This window comes from Pseudoalteromonas carrageenovora IAM 12662 (assembly GCF_900239935.1).
GTDB classification, from domain to species: Bacteria; Pseudomonadota; Gammaproteobacteria; order Enterobacterales; family Alteromonadaceae; genus Pseudoalteromonas; species Pseudoalteromonas carrageenovora.
Genome location: NZ_LT965928.1, coordinates 771,090 through 792,292, shown reverse-complemented (window position 1 = coordinate 792,292; position 21,203 = coordinate 771,090). Strand labels below are relative to the sequence as shown.

Here is a 21,203-nt window from a genome sequence, read left to right as displayed (position 1 = left end):
GTCTTTCCTAAAATACGCCTTATAAACTGCCACGAGCAAATTTAAACGCGGCGGCTTGCTGCGCTTGCTTAACTAAGTAAAAAGCTTCTTTTAACTGATGGCGCTCAAGCGAATTTAACTTATCAGGATTAATACAGTTACTTGGTAATCCCTCTTCATTTATCTGAGTACTTAAGCGCAGTTGAGTTAAGAATCGCCAGCAATCTTTTAAATTATATATATCCTTTTTACTGAGTAAGCTGTGCTTTAAAAGCGCATCTAATCGCTCTTGTGTATTAGCGCGCCTAATTCCAGCTTTAAGTGCGTATAACCTTGCTATGTCGTTAATAATAACCACACCACGTGTTTTTAAATCTATGTATTTATTATTTTGATCGGTTTTTTCGGTTTTAAACTTGTTAAATAGACCAATCGGTACGCTGTTACTGCTTATATCGGTTGCCATAGCGGCATAAAATAATTCATTGCGAGATATGCGAGTAAGCTGCTCACAAAAGCTGCTGTACAAGGCATTTGAGCCTTCAATAAAGCGCAAATCAAAAAATATTTTACAGTTAAGCATGGCGTTTGGCGTTGGGCTTTTTATCCATTTAAAAAAGCGCTCACACCAGTCACTTATACTCATTCGGCATAAATCGCTGCTGGCCATAATATTTCCAGGGCAACGTCTAATTCCGCACTCTACTAACTGTTCACATACAAACTCCCCCATATGTTTAAAGTAAGCGTGTTGTTCATCACTTAAATCATCAGGCAGTAGTAAACCGTTGTCTTGGTCTGAGTGCAGGGTTTGCTCTTCTCGCGCTTGCGAGCCAAAACAAATAAAGCTAAAACTGGTGGGCGCTGCACCATTATCTTCTTGAAATAAATGAATAAGGCGCGATGTTAGTGCATCGGTTAAACCGCTTAATAATTTACCAATTAGTGATATATCATCAATGTTGTATGAAAAACTACGTAGGAGCTCAGGAATTTCTTTTGCGTAGCGTTTTAAGTCAGTAATGGTATGCGCTTTATAAATGCGGCCAATGAGTTGTACTGGATCGCTTTTTTGCTGGCGTAGTAAATCGGTGCTAGTAAGCATACCCAACGGTTTATGGTTTTCATCAAGTACAGGTAAGTGGTGAATATTATATTTAAGCATTAAATGCAGCGCAGAAAACACGCGGTTATTTTCAAAAATAAACTTGGGTTTAGCGGTCATTATGCTGCTAACAGCTTCTTTTGGGTCTACTTCGTCGGCAAGTACCCTGTTACGTAAATCACGGTCAGTAACTACACCTACTAAATGGGCATGTTCGGTGATCATAATTGAAGACACGCCATGCTCTTTCATTTTTTTAGCACTTTGCCTAATGCTCGCATCGGGCGCTAAAGTTATCGCTTTGCGGGTCATAAGCTCAGATATTTTACGCTCAGACCAGCTATCGTTTTTACTTTTATAATGTGATGAGAGTAAACGGTTTGCGTGCGCCCTTACAAAATATTGCTCAAACGGTTTGTATTCACGGCGTAAAAAATCAAAGTGCTCTTGGCTGAGCATATACACTATGCCCTCTTTTTGAACCGCTAACCTATTTTGTATTGCTTCTCCGGTTAAAAGCGAGGGGTAACCAAAATAATCACCTTGCGCTAAACGCGTTACTACGTCGCCTTTGGCATCAACCAAGTCGTACAAACCTGAGCGAATTAAAAAGAGCTTTGGACTTTCGCTTTGCAGCCATTGTGCTTGGTTTTCGCGTGTTAGGTAAACACAATCTAAATGGCTTACAAAGTATTCGCATGCACTTGTTTGCAACATACTAAAAGGCGCTTGCATACACACATACTGGGCTACTTCTTGTTGTTCTACACTCATTGTTGCACTCATTAAAAAGTATACACTGCACCAATGTACTCATTATTTATACAAATAAAAAGCCCGACTAAAGTCGGGCTTTTGGTGCTTTATAAATAAGTAGGCTTAGTGAGCATGTGCTCCAGCCGACCCTTTAGGATTACGAATACCTTCTACCATTTCTTGAATTTCAACAGGTGTAGGCTGAGTAAACTTAAGTACAGTCGCTGCAACTACAAAGTTAATAATCATACCAACTAGGCCTATGCCTTCTGGAGAAATACCTAAGAACCAATTTTCAGGACTATTTAGCTCAGGGCTTACAAACTTAAAGAAGATAATATACGCAGCGGTAAAGCCAATACCCGTTACCATGCCGGCAATTGCACCTTCTCTGTTCATTGTTTTAGAGAATATACCCATGATAATTGCTGGGAAGAAACTCGCTGCCGCTAAACCAAAGGCAAACGCGACCACCGATGCTACAAATCCTGGCGGATTAATACCAAAGTAAGCGGATATAACAATAGCAACCATCGCAGCTAATCGAGCGGCCAGTAGCTCTTGCTTATCGCTAATATCGGGTTTAAGGGTTCGCTTGAGTAAATCGTGCGAAACAGAGGTCGAAATAACCAGCAGTAAACCTGCGGTAGTAGATAGTGCTGCTGCAATCCCCCCTGCGGCTACTAAGGCAATTACCCATGCTGGTAAGTTGGCAATTTCAGGGTTAGCAAGAACCATAATATCGCGGTCTACTTTTACTTCGTTTGCGCTATTTGGATCTTCAATTTTACCCGCTGTGTAGAACATTTTGCCATCACCGTTTTTATCATCAAAGGTAATAAGGCCTGTGCGTTCCCAGTTTTTAATCCACGCAGGTGCTTCTGCGTACTCTGTACCACTGCCGTCTTTACCGTTAATGGTATCAATCATGTTTACACGAGCAAATGAGGCAACCGCTGGTGCTGTGGTATAGACAATAGCAATAAATACCAGTGTCCACGCAGCTGAAATACGTGTGTCTTTAACACGAGGTACAGTGAAAAAGCGAACAATTACATGTGGTAAACCAGCAGTACCCACCATTAACGCACCTGTAATGGCAAATACGTCAATCATGCTCTTAGAGCCTTCGGTGTATTGGGCAAAGCCAAGCTCTGCACTTAAACCGTCTAACTTATCGAGTACATAAACGCCGTCGGTGCCAATAAGTGTGGCGCCAAAACCTGTTTGTGGGAAGAAGTGGCCTGTCATCATCATTGAGATAAAAATAGCAGGAACAAGGTATGCAAATACAAGCACACAGTACTGTGCTACTTGCGTGTAGGTAATGCCTTTCATGCCGCCAAGTACTGCATAAAAGAATACAATCACCATACCAATGTATACACCGGTTTCAATTTCTACTTCTAAAAAGCGAGAAAATACCACGCCTACGCCGCGCATTTGCCCTGCAATGTAAGTAAAACAAATAAATATGGCACACAAAATAGCAACAACACGCGCTGTTTGTGAATAGTAACGATCGCCAATAAAATCAGGTACCGTGAATTTGCCGAATTTACGTAAGTAAGGCGCTAAACACATAGCGAGTAATACATAACCGCCGGTCCACCCCATTAAGTAAACGCCGCCATCATACCCTGCGAACGAAATAATACCCGCCATTGAAATAAACGACGCGGCGCTCATCCAATCTGCAGCTGTTGCCATGCCATTAGCAAGTGGTGGTACGCCGCCGCCCGCTACGTAAAATTCTTTAGTTGAGCCCGCTCGAGCCCAAATTGCGATGCCGATATAAAGCGCAAAGCTTAAACCAACAATTATAAATGTGAGTGTTTGAACATCCATTGCTTAGCTCCTATTCGTCTACGCTGTATTTTTTATCTAACGTATTCATTTTGAAAACGTACACAAAAATCAAAGCAACAAAGGTGTAAATCGCGCCTTGCTGGGAGAACCAGAAGCCAAGTTTAAACCCAAAAAAACGTACTTCATTAAGTACATCTACCAGTAATATGCCAAAGCCAAACGAGACCACAAACCACACTGCTAGTAATTTAAACAGTAGTGAAATGTTTTCTGCCCAATAAGCTTTTGCTTGTTCTTCATCTTTAAAAGCCATTTTTATTTTCCCCTTTAAGCATCGCAGTATCGCGATGGGTGGTTTTTTATCTTCGCTAATCAATTTAGCAACGCAGCTTAAATATTGAATTGAGACCATAGTCGTAACAGCTTGTTAACGTTTACGTAAACTGTAAATACACATTTTATAAATAAACATTAAAATCATATTTTTCATGAAGTTAAGCTACTATCAGAGTGTCAGTAAAGTGCAGTAACTCTAAATTGGTCAATAATGCGACATTAGTCTAATAAAAATACTAAATATAAATTTACTTAATATATTCAATAGATTATAAAAATAAGCGCGTTTTAAAGTAAAAATCTGCACGCACACTTATTACCAGTTCTGGTATTGTGTTAATGCTCTCAAGGTTGAGGGAAATGTTTTACTAATAAGGTTAATAACAACATGACTGCCGTACTCATTATTGTTGCTTTAGGTTATATAGGTGTGCTGTTTTGGCTTGCCAACTGGGGCGATAAAACAACACCATTGGCAAAGCGTATAAGCCATCACCCTTTTGTATATTCTTTATCTTTAGGTATTTATTGTACATCGTGGACCTACTATGGCTCTGTAGGTACAGCAGCCACCAGCAGCTGGAGTTATTTACCCATATTATTAGGCCCTGCACTGTTGTTTTTTTTCGGCCAAGGGTTTTTACGCAAACTGGTGTTAGTAAGTAAAAAGCAAAACATAACCACCATTGCCGACTTTATTTCTGCGCGTTATGGCAAGCGCCAAACCACTGCAATTATGGTAACTTTAATCGCATTATTAGCGACTATTCCTTATATTGCGCTGCAATTAAAAGCCCTTAGTACCAGCTTTTTACTGCTGCAAAGTAGTAATAAAATATCGGGCGATATGCTCGCGCTTTCGGCCACATTAATTATGGCAATGTTTGCAATATTTTTTGGTACGCGCAAAGTGGATGTAACAGAGTACCGCTCTGGTTTAATGCTTGCTGTAGCATTTGAGTCGATGATAAAACTTATTGCACTTGTTGCAGTAGCAGGGCTTGCTGTTTACACCCTTTTTAATATGCCTGTCGCAACCTCGAATAAAGTAAGCGAGTCTATTTGGCAGCACTGGGCCGATTTTAACTTTTTTAGTTTTAACTTTATTGGCCAATCGCTCATGGCTGCTGCGGCAATTATATGTTTACCGCGTCAATTTCATGTAACCGTGGTCGACAACCAAGACAAGCGCCATTTATTTACTGCACGCTGGGCGTTTCCGCTTTATTTACTGCTTACCGCCGCGATGATTTTACCCATTGCCACCGCTGCTATTCATCCCGATATTGGCTCAGGTTTCTCCCCCGACAGCTTTGTATTAGCACTTCCGTTAATTCATGACCAAGCATTTTTAACCACCTTTGTATTTATAGGCGGGTTGAGCGCTGCAACCGCAATGATAGTCGTTGCAACACTTACGCTAAGTACTATGATCTCAAACGATGTAGTATTACCCCTAATGCTACGTCGTAAATTTAAACGTAATTTAATTACCAGTAGCTATAAATCGCGCATATTACTTGTTAGGCGTTTTACTATTGCTGGCATATTAATTTTGGCCTATTTTTATCAGCAATGGTTTGGCCACAGTAGTGCGCTGGCCAGTATGGGCTTAGTTGCATTTTCGTTGGTTACACAATTATTACCCTCAATAGTCGGTGGTTTATATTGGCGAAAAGGCCATGCTTATGGCGTATATGCAGGCTTAGTGGCGGGCTTTATTTGTTGGATATTATTTTTAATGATGCCAATACTTGATGCTGGCGCAGTGATTGATAGCGAGCTGCAACAAACGCTTATTACTCGAGGTACTTTAATTGCGCTGTTTGCCAATATTGGTTGTTACATTAGCTTTTCGTTAGGAGCAGAGGAGCGCTTAATTGATAAAATTCAAGCAGCTGCATTTGTTAATCCTAAAGATCAGGCTATTTTATCTCGCCGCTTAAACAAAAACGTTAAAGCCACGGTTTACGATTTTAAAATACTTTTGCAAACCTTTTTAGGTATTCAGCGCAGCCAGCAAGTTTTAGCTCATTATGCGCTAGCGCATCATTTAAATGACAACAGCGGACACCCTGAGCCTGAATTTATAGCTTACTGCGAGCGCGCACTAACCGGTGTATTAGGTGCATCTTCTGCTCAAGCACTTATTCATACAGTGTCATCGGGTAAACGCATGGCCTTTGAAGAAGTAGTCAACTTTTTTGACGAAACCACACAAGCCCTTCAATTTAACCAAAATTTATTGTATACCTCGCTCGAAAATTTAAGCCACGGTATTTCGGTTGTCGATAAAGATCTAAACCTAGTTGCATGGAATAAACGCTACGGCGAAATGTTTGGCTACCCCGAGGGCTTTTTAGAAGTAGGCCAACCCATACAAGACATTATTAGATACAACGCAGAGCGCGGTGAATGTGGCCCCGGCGAAATAGACCGCCAAGTAGAAAAACGTGTTCAACATTTAAAAAATGGCAGCTCTCATCACTTTATACGCCATCGCCGCAATGGCCAAGTATACGAAATGATTGGTAACCCACTACCTGATGGCGGCTTTGTAACGAGCTTTTCGGATATTACTAATCACATTAGTACGCAAAATGCCCTTGAAGAAATAAACATGGATCTTGAAAACCGCATAGAAGCGCGAACACAAGAAGTACAAACCATTAATAAAGACTTACAAGCACAAATAGATAGCCGCGTACAAACAGAGCAAGCACTTACTTTAGCCAAGCGCGAAGCAGAGCAGGCCAACGACAGTAAAACGCGGTTTTTAACGCTCGCGAGCCACGATATTTTGCAGCCACTTAATGCAGCACGATTATACCTTGCCGCTATTGATGAAAAACAGCTCGATAAAACTAATCAAAATAGCTTTGATAAGCTTGGCGATAGCCTAGATTCTACGGTGCATTTAATGTCGGCATTATTAGAAATTGCCAAGCTAGAACAAGGCGCCATGACCCCTACCCCACGCCATTTTTCTATTGATGATATTTTAGCGCCACTGCAAAGTGAGTACGCTATTTTATCAAGCGATAAAGGCCTTAAACTTAGCGTGCGCTCAAATCAGCAAATAGTGCACAGCGATATAACCTATCTACGTCGTATTATTCAAAACTTAGTATCGAACGCTGTTAAATATACCGACAAAGGCCGAGTACTTATTGCCTGTAGAAACCGTAAACACAATTTACGAATAGAAGTATGGGATACAGGCCCTGGTATTAGCGAAGTAGAACAAGCTAAAATATTTAACGACTTTTACCGCATAGAAGCCGGTGACAACAAAGGTGTAGGCCTCGGGCTTGGCGTTGTAAAACGTATGGCCGATTTATTAAGCTTAGAACTTGATGTGCACTCAGAGCCAGGTAAAGGCAGCCGCTTTAGTATTGAAGTACCCTACGGCGATGGGCAATTTGTACAACAAAAACCAGCCGCTAGCAGCTTAATAGAAAACCGCGCGGCTATTAATATAGTGGCTGTTGACGACGACCCAGAAAATCTAGCAGCTATGGCCAGCTTACTTAAAAAGTGGCAAGCCAATTACACCTTATTTGACGATGTCGACAAGGTGCTTGAGCATGCAAAACAAAATAAAGCGCCAGATGTAATTTTAATGGATTATCAATTAGGCAATGAGTGCGATGGCATCACTTTAATTAAAACGCTCAGAGAGATATGGCAAGGCGATATTCCGGCTATTTTAATTACCGCAGTGCGCGACACCGAGCTAAAACAAGAAACCAAAGCAGCTAATATTCATTATTTAAGCAAACCCATTAAGCCTGGTAAGCTAAAAGCACTGCTTAATCACAGTACTTAATTTTATTAGTTATACCAATCCGCATAATTAAGTGATCTATTTTGAGGGCGGATAAACGTGTTGATAGCAAGGCAAAAAATTCGCTATTTAGTTGTTCTAAATGAGAATTTTTTAACGCAGATAGCGACACGTTTAGCCCCTGAAAATGATTAAGTATTATTGCGGATTGGTATTACTTAGCTTTTGCTAAGCTAAGTAAGCAAAAAGCCCAGTATATTTACTGGGCTTTGCTTTATAAAATATCAGTATTATATAACTTTTGAGCGGCTTCTAAGCTTTTGAAATAACCAACTTAAACCCACCAATGAGAGCCCTAAGCCAATAAACGAAAGCGCTTTTAACAGCCCCGTTAAATTAGCCATATCAATTAAAAACACTTTTACAATAACCGCAGCGAGTAACCCTAAGCCTATTTTTTGAATGAGTAACTGGTTTTTAAGGTGCCCTAATATAACTGTACCGGCGCCTAGTATTAGCCAAATAATAGAATAGCTATACAGCTCTGCGTTACTTGCCCCTTTTGATAGGTAAATATAAGGCCCTTGCCAGTATTGGCGAATAAAACTGTTAATAGCGATTAAGCCAAGTAAACCTGCAACTCCAAGTACAAACGGCGCTACCTTAGCGTTTATTGGTTTAATAAGTGAATATAACCAAATCGTTAAGCCTGCAGGTACTAACCAAAGCAAAAATAGCCAGTTAAATACAGGGAGCTCGCCAATATAAATAGAGCTTAATAACGGGTTGTCATCGAGTAGTGTTTTAACTGAAATAAAGCCAGCTCCGCCAGCTAATACCCCCCCTGCAATTTGATAAAGCTTAGTTAAGCTCCCTGCTATACGTGCGCGATGTAAATAAACGCAGCCCAGAGCAAGCCAGTTACATGTAAGCAATATTTGCTCATAAAAACTAAGCGAGTCAAACTGTGGATAATGCCCAACAAGCTGATAACTTGTTTCTGTAGTAATAAATAGCGCTAAACAATGAAGAGCGGCCCCTTCTAACCATACTTTTAATTGCGATGATTTATAGCATTTAGCCGCAGCAAAAAATAATGCAGTACACAGCGGATAAACAATAATGCTCCAGTGCAAGCCAAATAATGTGAGAGCGTCGTAACTTGGTGTCCATGGCGCAAGCGTTAAGCGCAGTAATAAAGCAGCCACTAACGCTTTAATTGGCCAATGCGGCATAGGCACATTAAAACGTTTTATAAGCACACTAATTAACAGCACTTGAATAGCTAATGCAATGGTTAAACCGCTGTCGCTTAATAGCATGGTGATTGCTAAAGTAATATTAGCATTTGCCCCTACCCAATAGGTAAAGCGTTGAAATAGCGTTGTATTATGCTGCGCACATTTAATTAAAATAGCCGCTACAACAAATAATACAAAAGCCCAAAGAGGATAAGCAGTACTTAATGCGCTATTTGGAATAAGCGAATATAACGTACCTATCATCACAAAAACGCTAAACGCTGCACTAATATGAAACGCTAAACGTTTAATATATTTTTTACCAAAATAAAGCCCGTACGCCATAAAGCCAAAACCAAGCAATAAACCTAAGCCGTATTCGCTTTTAAATATAAATAATCCATCATCAAAAAAAGCTGATAAAGAATTCATTTGCTCTGCGCTTATAATCATTAAAATAGCGATAACCAGCGATAGCCCTTGCCATAAATCCCAGCGACTATTTTTAAGTACTAACAATAATAACAATCCAATGCTCAACACACCGATAGCTTGCCACTGTAAAGTGTAATAACTAATCGACATGGTAAAAATTAACGGGACTATAAAGGCGAGTAATAAGAGGTGATCGGGTAATACTTTTACAAGGCGCTTTAAAGAGTGCGGGCGATGTTCAATGCTTTTTAATTTTAAGCCTAAACGCGGCAAAGCAATCAAGCCAACAATACTAAGTAATGCAAAGGTTGCAAATAACCATGGTGTATTGCTTTTTAACTGTGTAATTAAAAATCCGACTAAATACCAGCCTATGTGCCCTGCCCATAATAAGTACCAAAGCCAAGCGCGCTGTACTTTTTGTGCAACCAATGATGCCGACAAACTAACAAAGCCCACATACATAAATAACGCTAATAAATTATTACTGCCGGTATTAACCCAAATAGGCACACTGTATGCGCCAATTATACCCAGTACAGCTAGCAAAGGTCCTAGCTTAAGCGCCATAGCACTGGCACTTATAGCAATGATTGCAAGTACAATAAATGCAGCTGTTGGGCTTATCATGCTGTAGGAGCTATAAGCTAAAAGTGTTAATGCAAAGCATGTAATAAAACCGCCGCTGGCAAGCGCTGCCGGTATATAGTTATTAAAGCCTTCAAAAATAATACGTTTGTAATGTAAGTAACTTGCCACTGCAATTAAGCTCAGCCCAAATACGCCACCTAAACTAAGCCTCGTTAGGGGTGATAAAAGCCCGGCTTCTAAACTGTACTTAGCTAAAAATATACCGCCGAAAGCAAGCGCTATTGCGCCTATCCAGGTCATCCAGTTTTGCTCAAACCCAGTGCGTAATTTTTCAAACAATGTGGTAATAAATGAAGGCGTGGCTGGTTTAGCTTTTTTAGGCGCTGCCGGCTTTTGTTTTACCGCGCCAATGGGTGCACTTTGGATAGCTAAAGTTGGCTCAGTGTTTATAGCCATGGCCTGAGGTTCAGGATCAGGGTCTTTTACTTCACCCTGCACATTATTAAATGGCACTACTTTAGAGGCTTGTAATTTCGTTACTTTAGCTCTCAATACTGCAATTTCTTGCTTTAATCCGTTTAATTGTATTAATGCAATTAACCCACACAAAGCCCCTGCAGCAATAACTAGCATTGCTATAACTGCTAACCCAACTAAATCATCCATGGCATGCTCTTATTATTTATTATGCTATGAGTGTACCTAATTACTAATTAACAAGTAAATTTTGTTCAATAAAAAAGCCTAAACACATTATATGTTTAGGCTTTAACACTACTTAAAACTTAAATTAATTACTCAACGCTATCAGTAACGGTAAGGTTAAGTGTCATTTTGTAGCCTGATGCACTTGTTTCATCATGCTCTAAAATTAATATGTAGTTACCCTCTTGAGTAAAGTCCATATCGCTTTGCTGAATAAGTACAATTTGCTGGCCATTATCTTCGTATACGGCGTAAACAGTGTAAACTTCATTATCAACAACTTGCTCTTCTTGGTCGTATTTATCTAGGCCATCTACAACATTACTCGTGTCGTCTACTGTTTCGCCATCAAGGGTAAAGTAAACGTCAATGTCTGATACTGTTTGTCCGGCGTAACTTTCGATTAAGTTAACTACCGATACGGTATGGCTGTAGCTACTTGGCGTTAGGTTTTCTTCAACGCTCATCATACGAAGGCCATTATCTGCATCGTTATAAAAAATACCAACAGCACTTTGCTCACGCTCAAGCGTCATTAAAAAGTTATCGGCAAGTTTAGTGCCTTCTTCATCGTACATAGCAATGCTGTAACTATTAGGTGAAAGCTCAATGTAATTTGTGTAGGTATCGCTTGCTACTGTATCTGTTGTGTTTTCAGTAGTACCGCGGGTTGTTGTAAAACTCACTGGCGAGTAATCGTCAACTGTATTTATAAAACGTAACTGCCCTAAAGCTGATTGGTGCTTAAGCTCAGTCACGTAGTTATTATCAGTTACTACATCTAAAGTAATACCACCGTCTTCGGTTGCATAGCTTGGGCGGATCATTGCTACGTAGCTTGCTTCATCATAAAAGTACACTGACGATGATTCGTAAATAACATCAGTGCTTCCCGCTTTAGTAATATAAATTGTGTAGTAACCTTCATCTAAGCTTTGTAAGTCTAACTCACTTAAATATTGCTCTGATGAAAAAAGATTTGCGCTTTCAAATACGCCATCATCAGTTGCAAGGTAAACATCGTAGCTATTGTCTTCACCTGCGATGTTGTAAAAATCTAAGTTAAATTCACCGGTATCACTTGTTGTTGGCACGCTTAACTCTGTAAATGTAGGCTCGTCAAAATTGCCGCTCATTATTACTAACTGCGTTTTATCGCCTTTAATTGATACTTCTTGTTCGCTAATAGTAATGTAGCTGTCGTTTGCATCTAGGTATTCAAAGCTTACATCGTAAGTACCAGTGCTGTAGTTATGCCGTGTAGTTACATCGGCAAAGTCGGTGCCAGAACGTTCTGTTTCTTCAACAAACAAACGTGTGTAAGGGCTGTTGTATGAGCCATTATAAAGTTGAATATAACCGGTTGAGCTTGAGCTATCGCTACCGCCACAGCCAGCTAAAATAGATATTAAACTTATTGGTAAAGCAGCTTTAAGTAGAGTGTGAGTCATTAAGTTATTCCTTATTATTAAAATCACTATTATGACTCTATTGCAGCATTAAAATTTCATGGTTTACAAAGTATTACCCTCACTGACATTTCCTTACGTAATCGTTAAAAAGTGTAGCAAATGTGCAAATAATAAGGACGTTTTTTTACATTGTAAAAATCAGTTAGATGCAATTTCAAAACGGTCTCGACCTGTTTGTTTAGCTACATATAGAGCTTGATCGGCACGTTTCATTACTTTATCAAGGGGCTCGTTAGGAGTTTGTTTTGCTACGCCAATACTTACTGTTAAGTGGCGAACATTTTTAACATTAATGCTGTGTGCAAGGTCTATTAAATGCTGACAAAAATCACTAACTTGCAGCATCTTACTTGTTGGTAAATAACCTCCAAATTCCTCACCGCCTAAGCGAGCAAACTGCGCGCTTCCTTCAAATGCATTATTGTATGTAGTTGCTAACTGCTGAAGAATCATATCGCCCACATCATGGCCAAACTCATCATTAATAGACTTAAAGTGGTCTATATCAATAATTAAAATGACGTAAGGTGTTACCTCTGCACTTCTAACATGTCGGTAAAAGTAACGCCTGTTATGTACCTTAGTTAAATCATCAATAATTAGCTCACACGCTAATCGGTTATGAATACTTTGCACAAAACGCATTGTTTTAAATAAACCATAAGAGGTGAATAGCATACCCGATGTTCTGCATAAATCTTCAAAATAAACACTAACCCAAAAAGGCTGAACAACTAACTCATCAAGTACATCGGCAGTGGTGCCCATAGTCCAAAGCAATAAACCTAAAGTGGAGAACACATATGCTTGCCTAGATAGCTCAGAGCACTGAACCATCCAAAATAAAAATATAAGTACAATTAAGTTACTAAAATCGGTAGTAAATCCATATACGTTATTTTCTATATTTAAAGGCGGGAAAGTATTTAAAGCATACACCGTAAAAATAATCATGTAGAACAGCAAAGCCAAACTTACCGCTTTATTTACCCAGCTCATTTTATAAAAATTAGAAAGCTTAACGGTGAGCTTTACTGTTTCAATCATATTATTATGCTTTTATCTGTTTAATAAAAAACTATAGCATAATAATAAAACCCCGCATGGGCTTAAAACTCATGATAATACATATAAATGAGCCTAAATTACGGTACTGAGTCCCCATAATCCTAACACTAAAATAGTTATTGCAATCATTGCCTTTGTTTTGTGTTTACTGATAATTCGCTCTGCCTGATTACCCGCGTAATAAACGATGATTGCCAAACCAAAATATCTAATTGAACGAGCAATGCCTGCAGCCAGTAAAAATAACCAAATTGAATACTTTGTAGCGCCGGCAGCAAGCATCGCTATTTGAAACGGTATGGGCACAATGCCAAGGGTCATAACAAACCAAAAGCCTTGGTCCTGCATTCGCTGTTTAACATTTTCAAACTGCTCCGGGCTCGAAAACGTATTAATAACCCAATCGCCAATAGCATCAAATAAATAATAGCCAAGTGCATAACCAAACAAAGCACCAATAATACAGCCCACGGTCGCCATAAGGGCTATTAACCAAAGCTTTTCACGACGTGCCTGCATAAGGGGTACTAGCACAGCTTCAAGCGGAATAGGCACTATGGTTGACTCTAAAAACGACGCCACAGTAATACCCGTTAGCATGTGTTTAGAATCGATAAATTTACGTGTTTTTTCTTTTAATTTTTTTTGAATGGCCATGTGCAATCCTTTTAAAGGCGTTAGTAAATTTATATATGCTTTAATCATCACATAATTAGGTTAATACAGCCTGAAAATTTCACTACTACTGGCGTAACTTATTTATTATTAACAAATTAGCAATATTCATAAGAATATTTTATTATGTGCCAATGCAGTTAAATACCTACCAAAGCAGTTAAAAATTTATGCAAAGTGCGCGTTTTATTCCCTTTCGAAAACAAGATATTGTTGATATGTGTAGTGATGAGTTAAATAACAGCTCTGAGCAAACGTCGTTTAAACAATTTTGTGATTTATTAGCAAGCCTTATCCATTACGATTACCACGCAACTCTTGAATCGCTTAAAAATAACTACGCCCCCTTTGAGCCTAATAGCGATACACGCTCTTTAGCGCCGGTTTCTAATGATCAAAAAGCGCAGTGCCAACGTGAGTTTGCGCGCGATTTTGCCAAAGTACTCAACGCCGCTAACTTTGAAGTAATAACCAATCAAGATTTACAAGATGCACTAAACGAAGAATCACTTTTTAAAGTGCGCCTTGAGGTAGAGTTTGACGACTTTGAAGAAGTGGTTTTTTATCGCCGTGGCGAATCACAGCTCACTGAAACCATAACCAGCTTTTGGGGCTTGCGTAAAAAGCCCCTGCACTTTACTAATTACGACCGCGTTGCAGTGTTTATTCGTTTTAAAGATAAAGCCCACTTTGACGCTAAAAATAAAACGCCTTTAGGGTTTGAGCCAAGCTCGACCATAGTTAAGCTGTTTCAAAATGTCCCAAAAGCCGACCTTGAAATGCTATTTCCTAATAGCGAAGTACGTATGCGCCCTATTGATAAAGTGATTATTGGCTCATCGGCTTTAATTGGCGGTGCAGTTGTTTTAATTACAAAGCTTGGCGCATCAATTTTATTATTATTTGCTTTGTTTGCTTTTTGGGGTGGCTTTAGAAGTGAAGCCGTAGAAATGACTCAGCAACACTTTATTACCTTTGCTATTGGCATGGGAGTATTTGGCAGCTTTATTTTTAAAGAGTGGAGTAAATTTAAAAACCGTAAAATTAAATTTATGAAAGCGCTAAGCGATAATCTTTACTTTAAAAACCTCGATAACAACGCCGGTGTTTTTCATACCCTTATAGACGCCGCCGAAGAAGAAGACATAAAAGAAGCCCTGCTGGCCTATACGTTTTTACTGAAATCAGGAAGTGGCTTAAGCGCACAAATGCTTGATGAGCAAATAGAGGCGTGGTTTAAAACAAAGTATAAGTGCGAGCTCGACTTTGAAATTAGCGATGCGCTTGAAAAGCTCACTCGGATGCGTTTAGTAACCTGCACTAACGATGTGTATAGCGCAATAAATTTAGATCAAGCAAAAACTATTTTGGATGAGCGCTGGGATAACCTGTTTCAATATAATTAATCTGCAATGTTTACCTAACAACAAAAAAGCAGCTGTAATTACAGCTGCTTTTTACATTACTTAACAAGATGCAATTAGCTAAGCAGCTTGATGCCTAGTAAATTTTGCATGCACTAATTTATAAAGCGCAGGCAGTATTAATAGCGTCAGTAAAGTTGATGAAATAATCCCACCAACCACAACCGTTGCCAGCGGCCTTTGTAGCTCAGCGCCGGTGCCTGTATTTAGAGCCATAGGAATAAACCCTAAACTCGCCACTAAAGCCGTCATTAGTACTGGTCGCAGACGCGAAAGCGCACCGGTTTGTATCGCATCAATTAAACTAAGCCCATCGGCTCTTAATTGTTTAATAAACGACAGCATAACCACACCATTTAATACTGCTACACCGCTAAGCGCAATAAAGCCAACGCCTGCTGATATTGAAAGCGGCATATCGCGTAATAGTAACGCAAGCACGCCACCTGTAAGTGCAAGTGGTACGCCGCTAAATATAATTAACGAATCACGCAGTGAATTAAACGCACTGTAAAGTAGCCCAAATATAAGCAATAAAGTAACTGGCACCACCAGCGATAGCCGCTTACTTGCTGATTCTAGCTGCTCAAACGTGCCGCCGTATTCAATCCAATAACCACTTGGTAAATTAAGATCTGAATTTAAGGCGGCTTGTGCATCACTTACAAAGCTTGCTAAATCACGCCCTTCTACATTTGCAGTTACTACAACATTACGCTTACCGCTTTCGCGGTTTATTTGATTAGGCCCTTTATCAATACTAATATTTGCAACTTCGCCAAGCGGTACAAATGCAAGGTCGGGGTTAGCACTTTTTGGTACAGCAACAGGTAAACGTGCAAGCTGTGTTATATCGCTAGACCAACGCTCATCTAAACGCACTAATAACGAAAAGCGTTTATCGCCTTCATAAATAAGCCCAGTTTGCACACCGCCTACCGCAGCGCTTACACTTTGCTGTATGTCAGTTACTGTTAAACCTAACAGCGCCATGTGGTCGCGAAGCGGCGTAACCGAAAGCGTAGGCAGGCCTTCCATTTGCTCAAGGCGTACATCGGTTGCGCCAGTAATGCTTTGCACCAAGGCTGTGGCTTTTTCGCCATACTGTTTTAATGTTGATAAATCATCGCCGTAAATACGCACTGCCACATCGGCCCGCACGCCAGCTATTAACTCGTTAAAGCGCATTTCTATTGGTTGGGTAAACTCATAGTTGTTACCTGGTACTTCATTTACCAAATGGCGAATTTGCTTAACCAGTTCTTCTTTTCTTAAAGCGGCGTTAGGCCATTGCTCGCGCGGTTTTAACATTAAAAAGGTGTCGGCAACGTTAGGTGGCATAGGATCGTTTGCTACATCGGGCGTACCAATTTTTGAAAATACATTAGCCACCTCAGGCTTAGCTAAAATGGCTTGCTCTAGCTCTTTTTGCATTTTTACCGATTGCTCAATACCGGTGCCGGTAATGCGCAGCGCATGCATAGCTATATCGCCCTCATCAAGCTGCGGTAAAAACTCAGCGCCCATATTTTTAACTTTAAAGCCAAGTGCAATCACTAAAATACCCGCAATACATACCATCACCCACGGTAACTTAAGCGATAGACCAAGTAGCGGTTTATAGCCTTTTTTAATACCGCGCATAACTGCATTTTCGCTTTCACTCACCTTGCCACGTACGAATACCGCAATAGCGGCAGGTACAAAGGTAACGGCAAAAATAAGTGCGCCAACTAATGCAGCAACCACTGCAAACGCCATTGGCTGAAACATTTTGCCCTCAACACCACTTAATGCAAACAGCGGTAAATACACCAGCATAATAATTAAAATGCCAAATACTGCTGGGCTAAACACTTCTTCAGTGGCGGCGGTTACCACACTTAAACGCTCGTTTAGTGTAAGTAGCCTGCCATGCTTATGTTGCGCAGGGCCAAGTTGCCTTAAGCAGTTTTCAACTACTATTACTGCGCCATCAACAATTAAACCAAAGTCGATTGCGCCTAGGCTCATTAAGTTACCCGACACCCTATTACCTACCATACCGGTAATGGCAAATAACATACTAAGCGGAATAACCATGGCCGTAATCAATGCACCAGTTACATTACCCAGTAGTAGCAATAAAATAACAACCACCAGCACTGCGCCTTCAAACAGGTTCGTTTTTACAGTGTCTATGGTTTTATCAACAAGGGTTGTACGGTCATAAACAGCCTCAACCACAACACCTTCAGGCAAGCTTAGCTGTACATCTTTGAGTTTATCTGCCATGGCTTTTGCCACTACGCGGCTGTTTTCGCCAATGAGCATCATGGCGGTGCCAAGCACGGTTTCTTTACCGTTATAAGTAGCAGCGCCGGTTCTGAGCTCTTTACCTAAACGCACGTTAGCCACATCCTTTATGCGAACGGGTGCATCATCGCGCTTAGCAACCACGGTATTGGCTATATCATCAATGGTTTTTAATTGCCCTGGTGAGCGCACTAAATATTGCCCGTCAAAACGCTCTATAAACCCTGCACCTTGGTTACTATTATTTAATTTAAGTGCCGTAATTACATCACTTAGTGTGAGCTTATAAGCCAATAGCTTTTCGGGCATGGGCGCTACTTGATATTGGCGCTCAAAACCCCCTTGGCTGTTTATTTCGGTTACGCCTTTTACTTTTAATAGCTGCGGGCGAATAACCCAATCTTGCAGGGTGCGTAAATCTTCTGCGTTAAATGGCGTACCATCGTCTTTTAATGCACCGTTATTTGCATGCACAGAGTAAGTAAAAATCTCCCCTAGCCCGCTGGCAATTGGCCCTAAGTTTGGTTCAATATTGGCTGGTAAATCTGATCTAATACTTTGTATGCGCTCTGATATTTGCTGGCGCGCCCAGTAAATATCGGTGCCTTCATTAAAAATAACGGTAACTTGCGAAAGCCCATAACGCGAAATCGAGCGGGTGTAATCAAGCCTAGGAATACCCGCCATTGCAGTTTCAATTAAATACGTAATACGCTGTTCGGCTTCAAGCGGGGTAAAACCCGGCGCTTTGGTATTTATTTGCACTTGCACATTAGTTATATCGGGTACGGCATCAACGGCTAAATTTTGTGTGTTGTATACGCCAAACCCAGCAAATAAAAGTGTGAGTGCAAGCACCATCATTCGGCGCTTAACCGCAAACGAAACTATCCAGTTAATCATGTTGCCTCCTAGTGAGAGTGACTTGCGCCGCTTTTTAAAATATCGGCTTTAATTACATAACTGTTCTCAGTTACGTACTCACTGTTTGGCGAAAGCCCTTCAAGCACTTCTACCCATTCGCTGTTTTTAGCACCGAGTTTTACTGGGCGTACTTCAAACACATTGCCACTTTTTATAAACACGCTAGGTTTGCCGTTAAATTCTTGAATAGCAATCGCTTTGACGCGTACAGCCGCATCTACTTTTACAGTACTAATGTCGCTATTAACATGCATACCTGGTCGCCAATGGCCATCAGGGTTTTTAAGCTCGATTCGCGCACGTGCAATGTGCCCACCACTCATCATTGGGGCTATGTAAAACACCTCACCTTGGGCATTTAAATGATGATGTAAGTCATACACTGTGGCGCTTTGCCCTATGGCAAGCTTTTCAATGTTATCGGGAAAGGCCGACAACTCAACCCATACGGTTTCAAGGTTTACTATTTGCATTAGCGCGCTACTGGCAAGCTCGCCGCGCTTTAAATATTGCTCGGTAATAACGCCTGTAATTGGGCTTTTTATGGTGTAATTTTGTAGGGTTTCGCGGTTAGTTATACTGGCAAGCTTCTCGCCTTTTTTAACGTTTTGACCAATGCTTACAAAAATATCGTTAACTAAGCCGGTATAAGGCGCCATTACTTCAACGGTGCTCTGCGCAGTGGGTGCTATAACACCAAATAAAGTATCGGTTAGCTCAACGCTACCTGCTTTTGCAATGTCAGTTTTAATACCAGCGCGTTCAACTGCTTTCTCGCTTAGCGTTGTACGCCCTTCTTCTTGCTCATAATGATAATTTATTTCAGCGCCTTTATAGCGAGCCATTACATCAAGCTTAAAAGAATGCGGCTCGTTTACGCTCACGGTACTTACTAAATAGTCATTTTCAGCTTTAAAGCGAATAAGCTGTGGCGCTTCGCTTAAACGCTGCACGTTTACGGTTACGTCTAGCTGATTTATATCAACGGCTTTATTGTTATTAAACCCATATATTCGCAGCTCGGTATTACCTGCAAACTGGGTTAATTTAAGCTCTAAATTAAGCGTGTTATTGGTTAGTAAAAAGCCGCCATGCGGGCCTTTTTGTGTGTGTTCGTCTTTATGACCTTGTTCGTGGCTGTCACCATGACTTTCTTCGTGGTTGTCATCAGATGCCATAGCCATGCTACTCAAAAATGGGAGTGTAAGTAATTGCGTAATTAATAATGCGATAAGAGTTTTATTCATGATTGATGAGTCTCAATTAAAGGTTGGCCAGTTAAACGCTCAAGGGTAAGGAGCACTTGGTATAGCTCGCTATGCGTTGTGATAAGTGCGCGTTTAGAATCAAATAAAGCTTGCTGTGCGTCGAGTAATTGCAATACCGATATTTGTCCTTGTTGATAGCTTTTTAAACTTTGTTTTATAAGCGTTTGCGCTTGTGGAATAACCTGCAGTGTTAAAAGCTGCGCTTGCGCCGCTTTACCTTGGTAATACGCATAGAGCGTGCGTATTTGCTTACGTAACTGAATACGTAATTGCCCTTGTTGCTCATTAAGTAGCGCAAGTTGATGATGCGCCGCCTCAATATTACCGCCATTAGCATTACTTAATTGCAGCGGCATTGAAAACGAAAACACAAATGAGCTGGCATCAGTTTGCTGGTTATATCGCACGCCACCACCCAAGGTTAAATCGCTTTGACCGCTGGAGCGTTGCAGCGCTAAATTAGCCGTTTTTTGCATATATTGCTGCTGTAGCAGTGCAAATTCAGGCGCTGTATTTATCATATCAAGTAACGCCGCCTCACTTTTAATAGCTGCTATTTGTGATAAATCGCCCGCATAGTAATCACTCACTTTCACCTCTTGCCAAAGCTCATTGAGTGCTAAGCGAGAGCGCTCAAACTCACTTTGTAGCATGGCCGTATTTAAATCGACTTGGCTTAATGCATAACGCATGCGGGTTACATCAGCACTTGAGACCGCACCGGCTTTAGCGCGTTTTTCAATTGCGTTCAGTGCCTGCTTAACAGTGTTTTTACGCTCACTGTTTAACGCAATTAACGCCTGAAATTTTAGTACTTGGTAATAACGCTCAGCGGTGGTTGCTAAAAGTGCTAACCGAGTATTTTTATACTCAATTGTTTGCGCTTTTATATTTGCAGTAGCGTAATTAATACGATTTTGGCGTTTATCGCCAAGCTCAATTAACTGGCTTAAAGCCAGCGTGTACTGCGCCCCCGAAAACGCATGAGAGCCATGAGTTCCTAAAAAGTTTTCAGCTTCAAAGCTCAGCTCAGGGTTAGGTGAAAGCGCGGCTTGGCTTTTAAGCGCGGTTAATATTTTTTGATGGTACGGGTAGCGTTTAAGCTGTAAGTTTTGCTGCTCAGTATTTTTAAGCGCTTGCTTTAGCGTTAATACGTTTTGAGGCTCGCTTTTTGCCAAAGCGCTCAGTGTTGGTAGTGCACACAGTAGCGCCACCAGCATAAGTAGTTTTTTGTTCATATAGCATATCCGTTTTAACAAACAGAGTTGGCTTAATCACTATGCCTATTTTAAAAACAAGCGCGATTAAGCAACCTAAATATGTACATAATTAG

The 21,203-nt window shown here is 40.6% G+C and carries 12 protein-coding genes; 2 read left to right on the top strand and 10 right to left on the bottom strand.

Going from position 1 to position 21,203, the window contains the following annotated elements; genetic code table 11:
* Positions 1–19: 19 nt before the first annotated feature.
* The 3 genes from ALFOR1_RS03645 to ALFOR1_RS03635 form a co-directional block, all read right to left on the bottom strand.
* Positions 20–1,858 (bottom strand): DUF294 nucleotidyltransferase-like domain-containing protein, encoded by a 1,839-nt coding sequence (locus ALFOR1_RS03645; RefSeq protein WP_104643618.1) that lies wholly within the window; start codon positions 1,856–1,858, stop codon positions 20–22.
* Positions 1,859–1,963: 105 nt separating this feature from the next.
* Entirely contained in the window at positions 1,964–3,688 is a 1,725-nt protein-coding gene (locus ALFOR1_RS03640; RefSeq protein ID WP_058547129.1) for a sodium:solute symporter family protein, read from the bottom strand.
* A 10-nt stretch (positions 3,689–3,698) separates the two neighbouring features.
* Positions 3,699–3,962, bottom strand: a complete 264-nt coding sequence (locus ALFOR1_RS03635; RefSeq protein ID WP_104642101.1) for a DUF4212 domain-containing protein — start codon at positions 3,960–3,962, stop codon at positions 3,699–3,701.
* 411 nt (positions 3,963–4,373) lie between these two features.
* Between ALFOR1_RS03635 and ALFOR1_RS03630 the strand changes: the two genes are divergently transcribed.
* On the top strand, positions 4,374–7,814 hold the full coding sequence (locus tag ALFOR1_RS03630) for a PAS domain-containing hybrid sensor histidine kinase/response regulator (RefSeq protein ID WP_104642100.1): 3,441 nt from the start codon (positions 4,374–4,376) through the stop codon (positions 7,812–7,814).
* 248 nt (positions 7,815–8,062) lie between these two features.
* Here ALFOR1_RS03630 and ALFOR1_RS03625 read toward each other — a convergent pair whose 3' ends face one another.
* The 4 genes from ALFOR1_RS03625 to ALFOR1_RS03610 all read right to left on the bottom strand — a co-directional run bounded on the left by ALFOR1_RS03625 (position 8,063) and on the right by ALFOR1_RS03610 (position 13,941).
* The gene (locus ALFOR1_RS03625; protein ID WP_058547127.1) at positions 8,063–10,705 is read right to left on the bottom strand and encodes a DUF2339 domain-containing protein; all 2,643 of its coding nucleotides are present in this window, start codon (positions 10,703–10,705) and stop codon (positions 8,063–8,065) included.
* Between the two features lie 128 nt (positions 10,706–10,833).
* A complete protein-coding gene (locus ALFOR1_RS03620) occupies positions 10,834–12,195 on the bottom strand; it encodes a hypothetical protein (protein ID WP_058547126.1) in 1,362 nt (453 codons plus the stop codon).
* Positions 12,196–12,354: 159 nt separating this feature from the next.
* A complete protein-coding gene (locus tag ALFOR1_RS03615; RefSeq protein ID WP_104642099.1) occupies positions 12,355–13,263 on the bottom strand; it encodes a GGDEF domain-containing protein in 909 nt (302 codons plus the stop codon).
* A gap of 93 nt (positions 13,264–13,356) precedes the next feature.
* A complete protein-coding gene (locus ALFOR1_RS03610) occupies positions 13,357–13,941 on the bottom strand; it encodes a YqaA family protein (protein WP_058547125.1) in 585 nt (194 codons plus the stop codon).
* Between the two features lie 188 nt (positions 13,942–14,129).
* Here ALFOR1_RS03610 and ALFOR1_RS03605 point away from each other — a divergent pair, with 188 nt between their 5' ends.
* Positions 14,130–15,365 (top strand): TMEM143 family protein, encoded by a 1,236-nt coding sequence (locus ALFOR1_RS03605; RefSeq protein WP_104642098.1) that lies wholly within the window; start codon positions 14,130–14,132, stop codon positions 15,363–15,365.
* A 78-nt stretch (positions 15,366–15,443) separates the two neighbouring features.
* Here the strand turns inward: ALFOR1_RS03605 and ALFOR1_RS03600 are convergent, their stop codons facing one another.
* The 3 genes from ALFOR1_RS03600 to ALFOR1_RS03590 are packed head-to-tail and all read right to left on the bottom strand — an operon-like array spanning position 15,444 to position 21,108.
* Positions 15,444–18,581, bottom strand: coding sequence for an efflux RND transporter permease subunit (locus tag ALFOR1_RS03600; RefSeq protein ID WP_104642097.1), 3,138 nt, complete (start codon positions 18,579–18,581; stop codon positions 15,444–15,446).
* Positions 18,582–18,589: 8 nt separating this feature from the next.
* A complete protein-coding gene (locus ALFOR1_RS03595) occupies positions 18,590–19,849 on the bottom strand; it encodes an efflux RND transporter periplasmic adaptor subunit (RefSeq protein ID WP_104642096.1) in 1,260 nt (419 codons plus the stop codon).
* Positions 19,846–21,108, bottom strand: coding sequence for a TolC family protein (locus ALFOR1_RS03590; protein WP_104642095.1), 1,263 nt, complete (start codon positions 21,106–21,108; stop codon positions 19,846–19,848). Before ALFOR1_RS03590 ends, ALFOR1_RS03595 begins: the two co-directional genes overlap by 4 nt.
* Positions 21,109–21,203 lie beyond the last annotated feature (95 nt).

Coding starts and splice junctions, on each gene's coding strand:
- ALFOR1_RS03645 (WP_104643618.1), bottom strand. CDS start 1,858: ATGAGTGTAGAACAACAAGAAGTAGCCCAGTATGTGTGTATGCAAGCG.
- ALFOR1_RS03640 (WP_058547129.1), bottom strand. CDS start 3,688: ATGGATGTTCAAACACTCACATTTATAATTGTTGGTTTAAGCTTTGCG.
- ALFOR1_RS03635 (WP_104642101.1), bottom strand. CDS start 3,962: ATGGCTTTTAAAGATGAAGAACAAGCAAAAGCTTATTGGGCAGAAAAC.
- ALFOR1_RS03630 (WP_104642100.1), top strand. CDS start 4,374: ATGACTGCCGTACTCATTATTGTTGCTTTAGGTTATATAGGTGTGCTG.
- ALFOR1_RS03625 (WP_058547127.1), bottom strand. CDS start 10,705: ATGGATGATTTAGTTGGGTTAGCAGTTATAGCAATGCTAGTTATTGCT.
- ALFOR1_RS03620 (WP_058547126.1), bottom strand. CDS start 12,195: ATGACTCACACTCTACTTAAAGCTGCTTTACCAATAAGTTTAATATCT.
- ALFOR1_RS03615 (WP_104642099.1), bottom strand. CDS start 13,263: ATGATTGAAACAGTAAAGCTCACCGTTAAGCTTTCTAATTTTTATAAA.
- ALFOR1_RS03610 (WP_058547125.1), bottom strand. CDS start 13,941: ATGGCCATTCAAAAAAAATTAAAAGAAAAAACACGTAAATTTATCGAT.
- ALFOR1_RS03605 (WP_104642098.1), top strand. CDS start 14,130: ATGCAAAGTGCGCGTTTTATTCCCTTTCGAAAACAAGATATTGTTGAT.
- ALFOR1_RS03600 (WP_104642097.1), bottom strand. CDS start 18,581: ATGATTAACTGGATAGTTTCGTTTGCGGTTAAGCGCCGAATGATGGTG.
- ALFOR1_RS03595 (WP_104642096.1), bottom strand. CDS start 19,849: ATGAATAAAACTCTTATCGCATTATTAATTACGCAATTACTTACACTC.
- ALFOR1_RS03590 (WP_104642095.1), bottom strand. CDS start 21,108: ATGAACAAAAAACTACTTATGCTGGTGGCGCTACTGTGTGCACTACCA.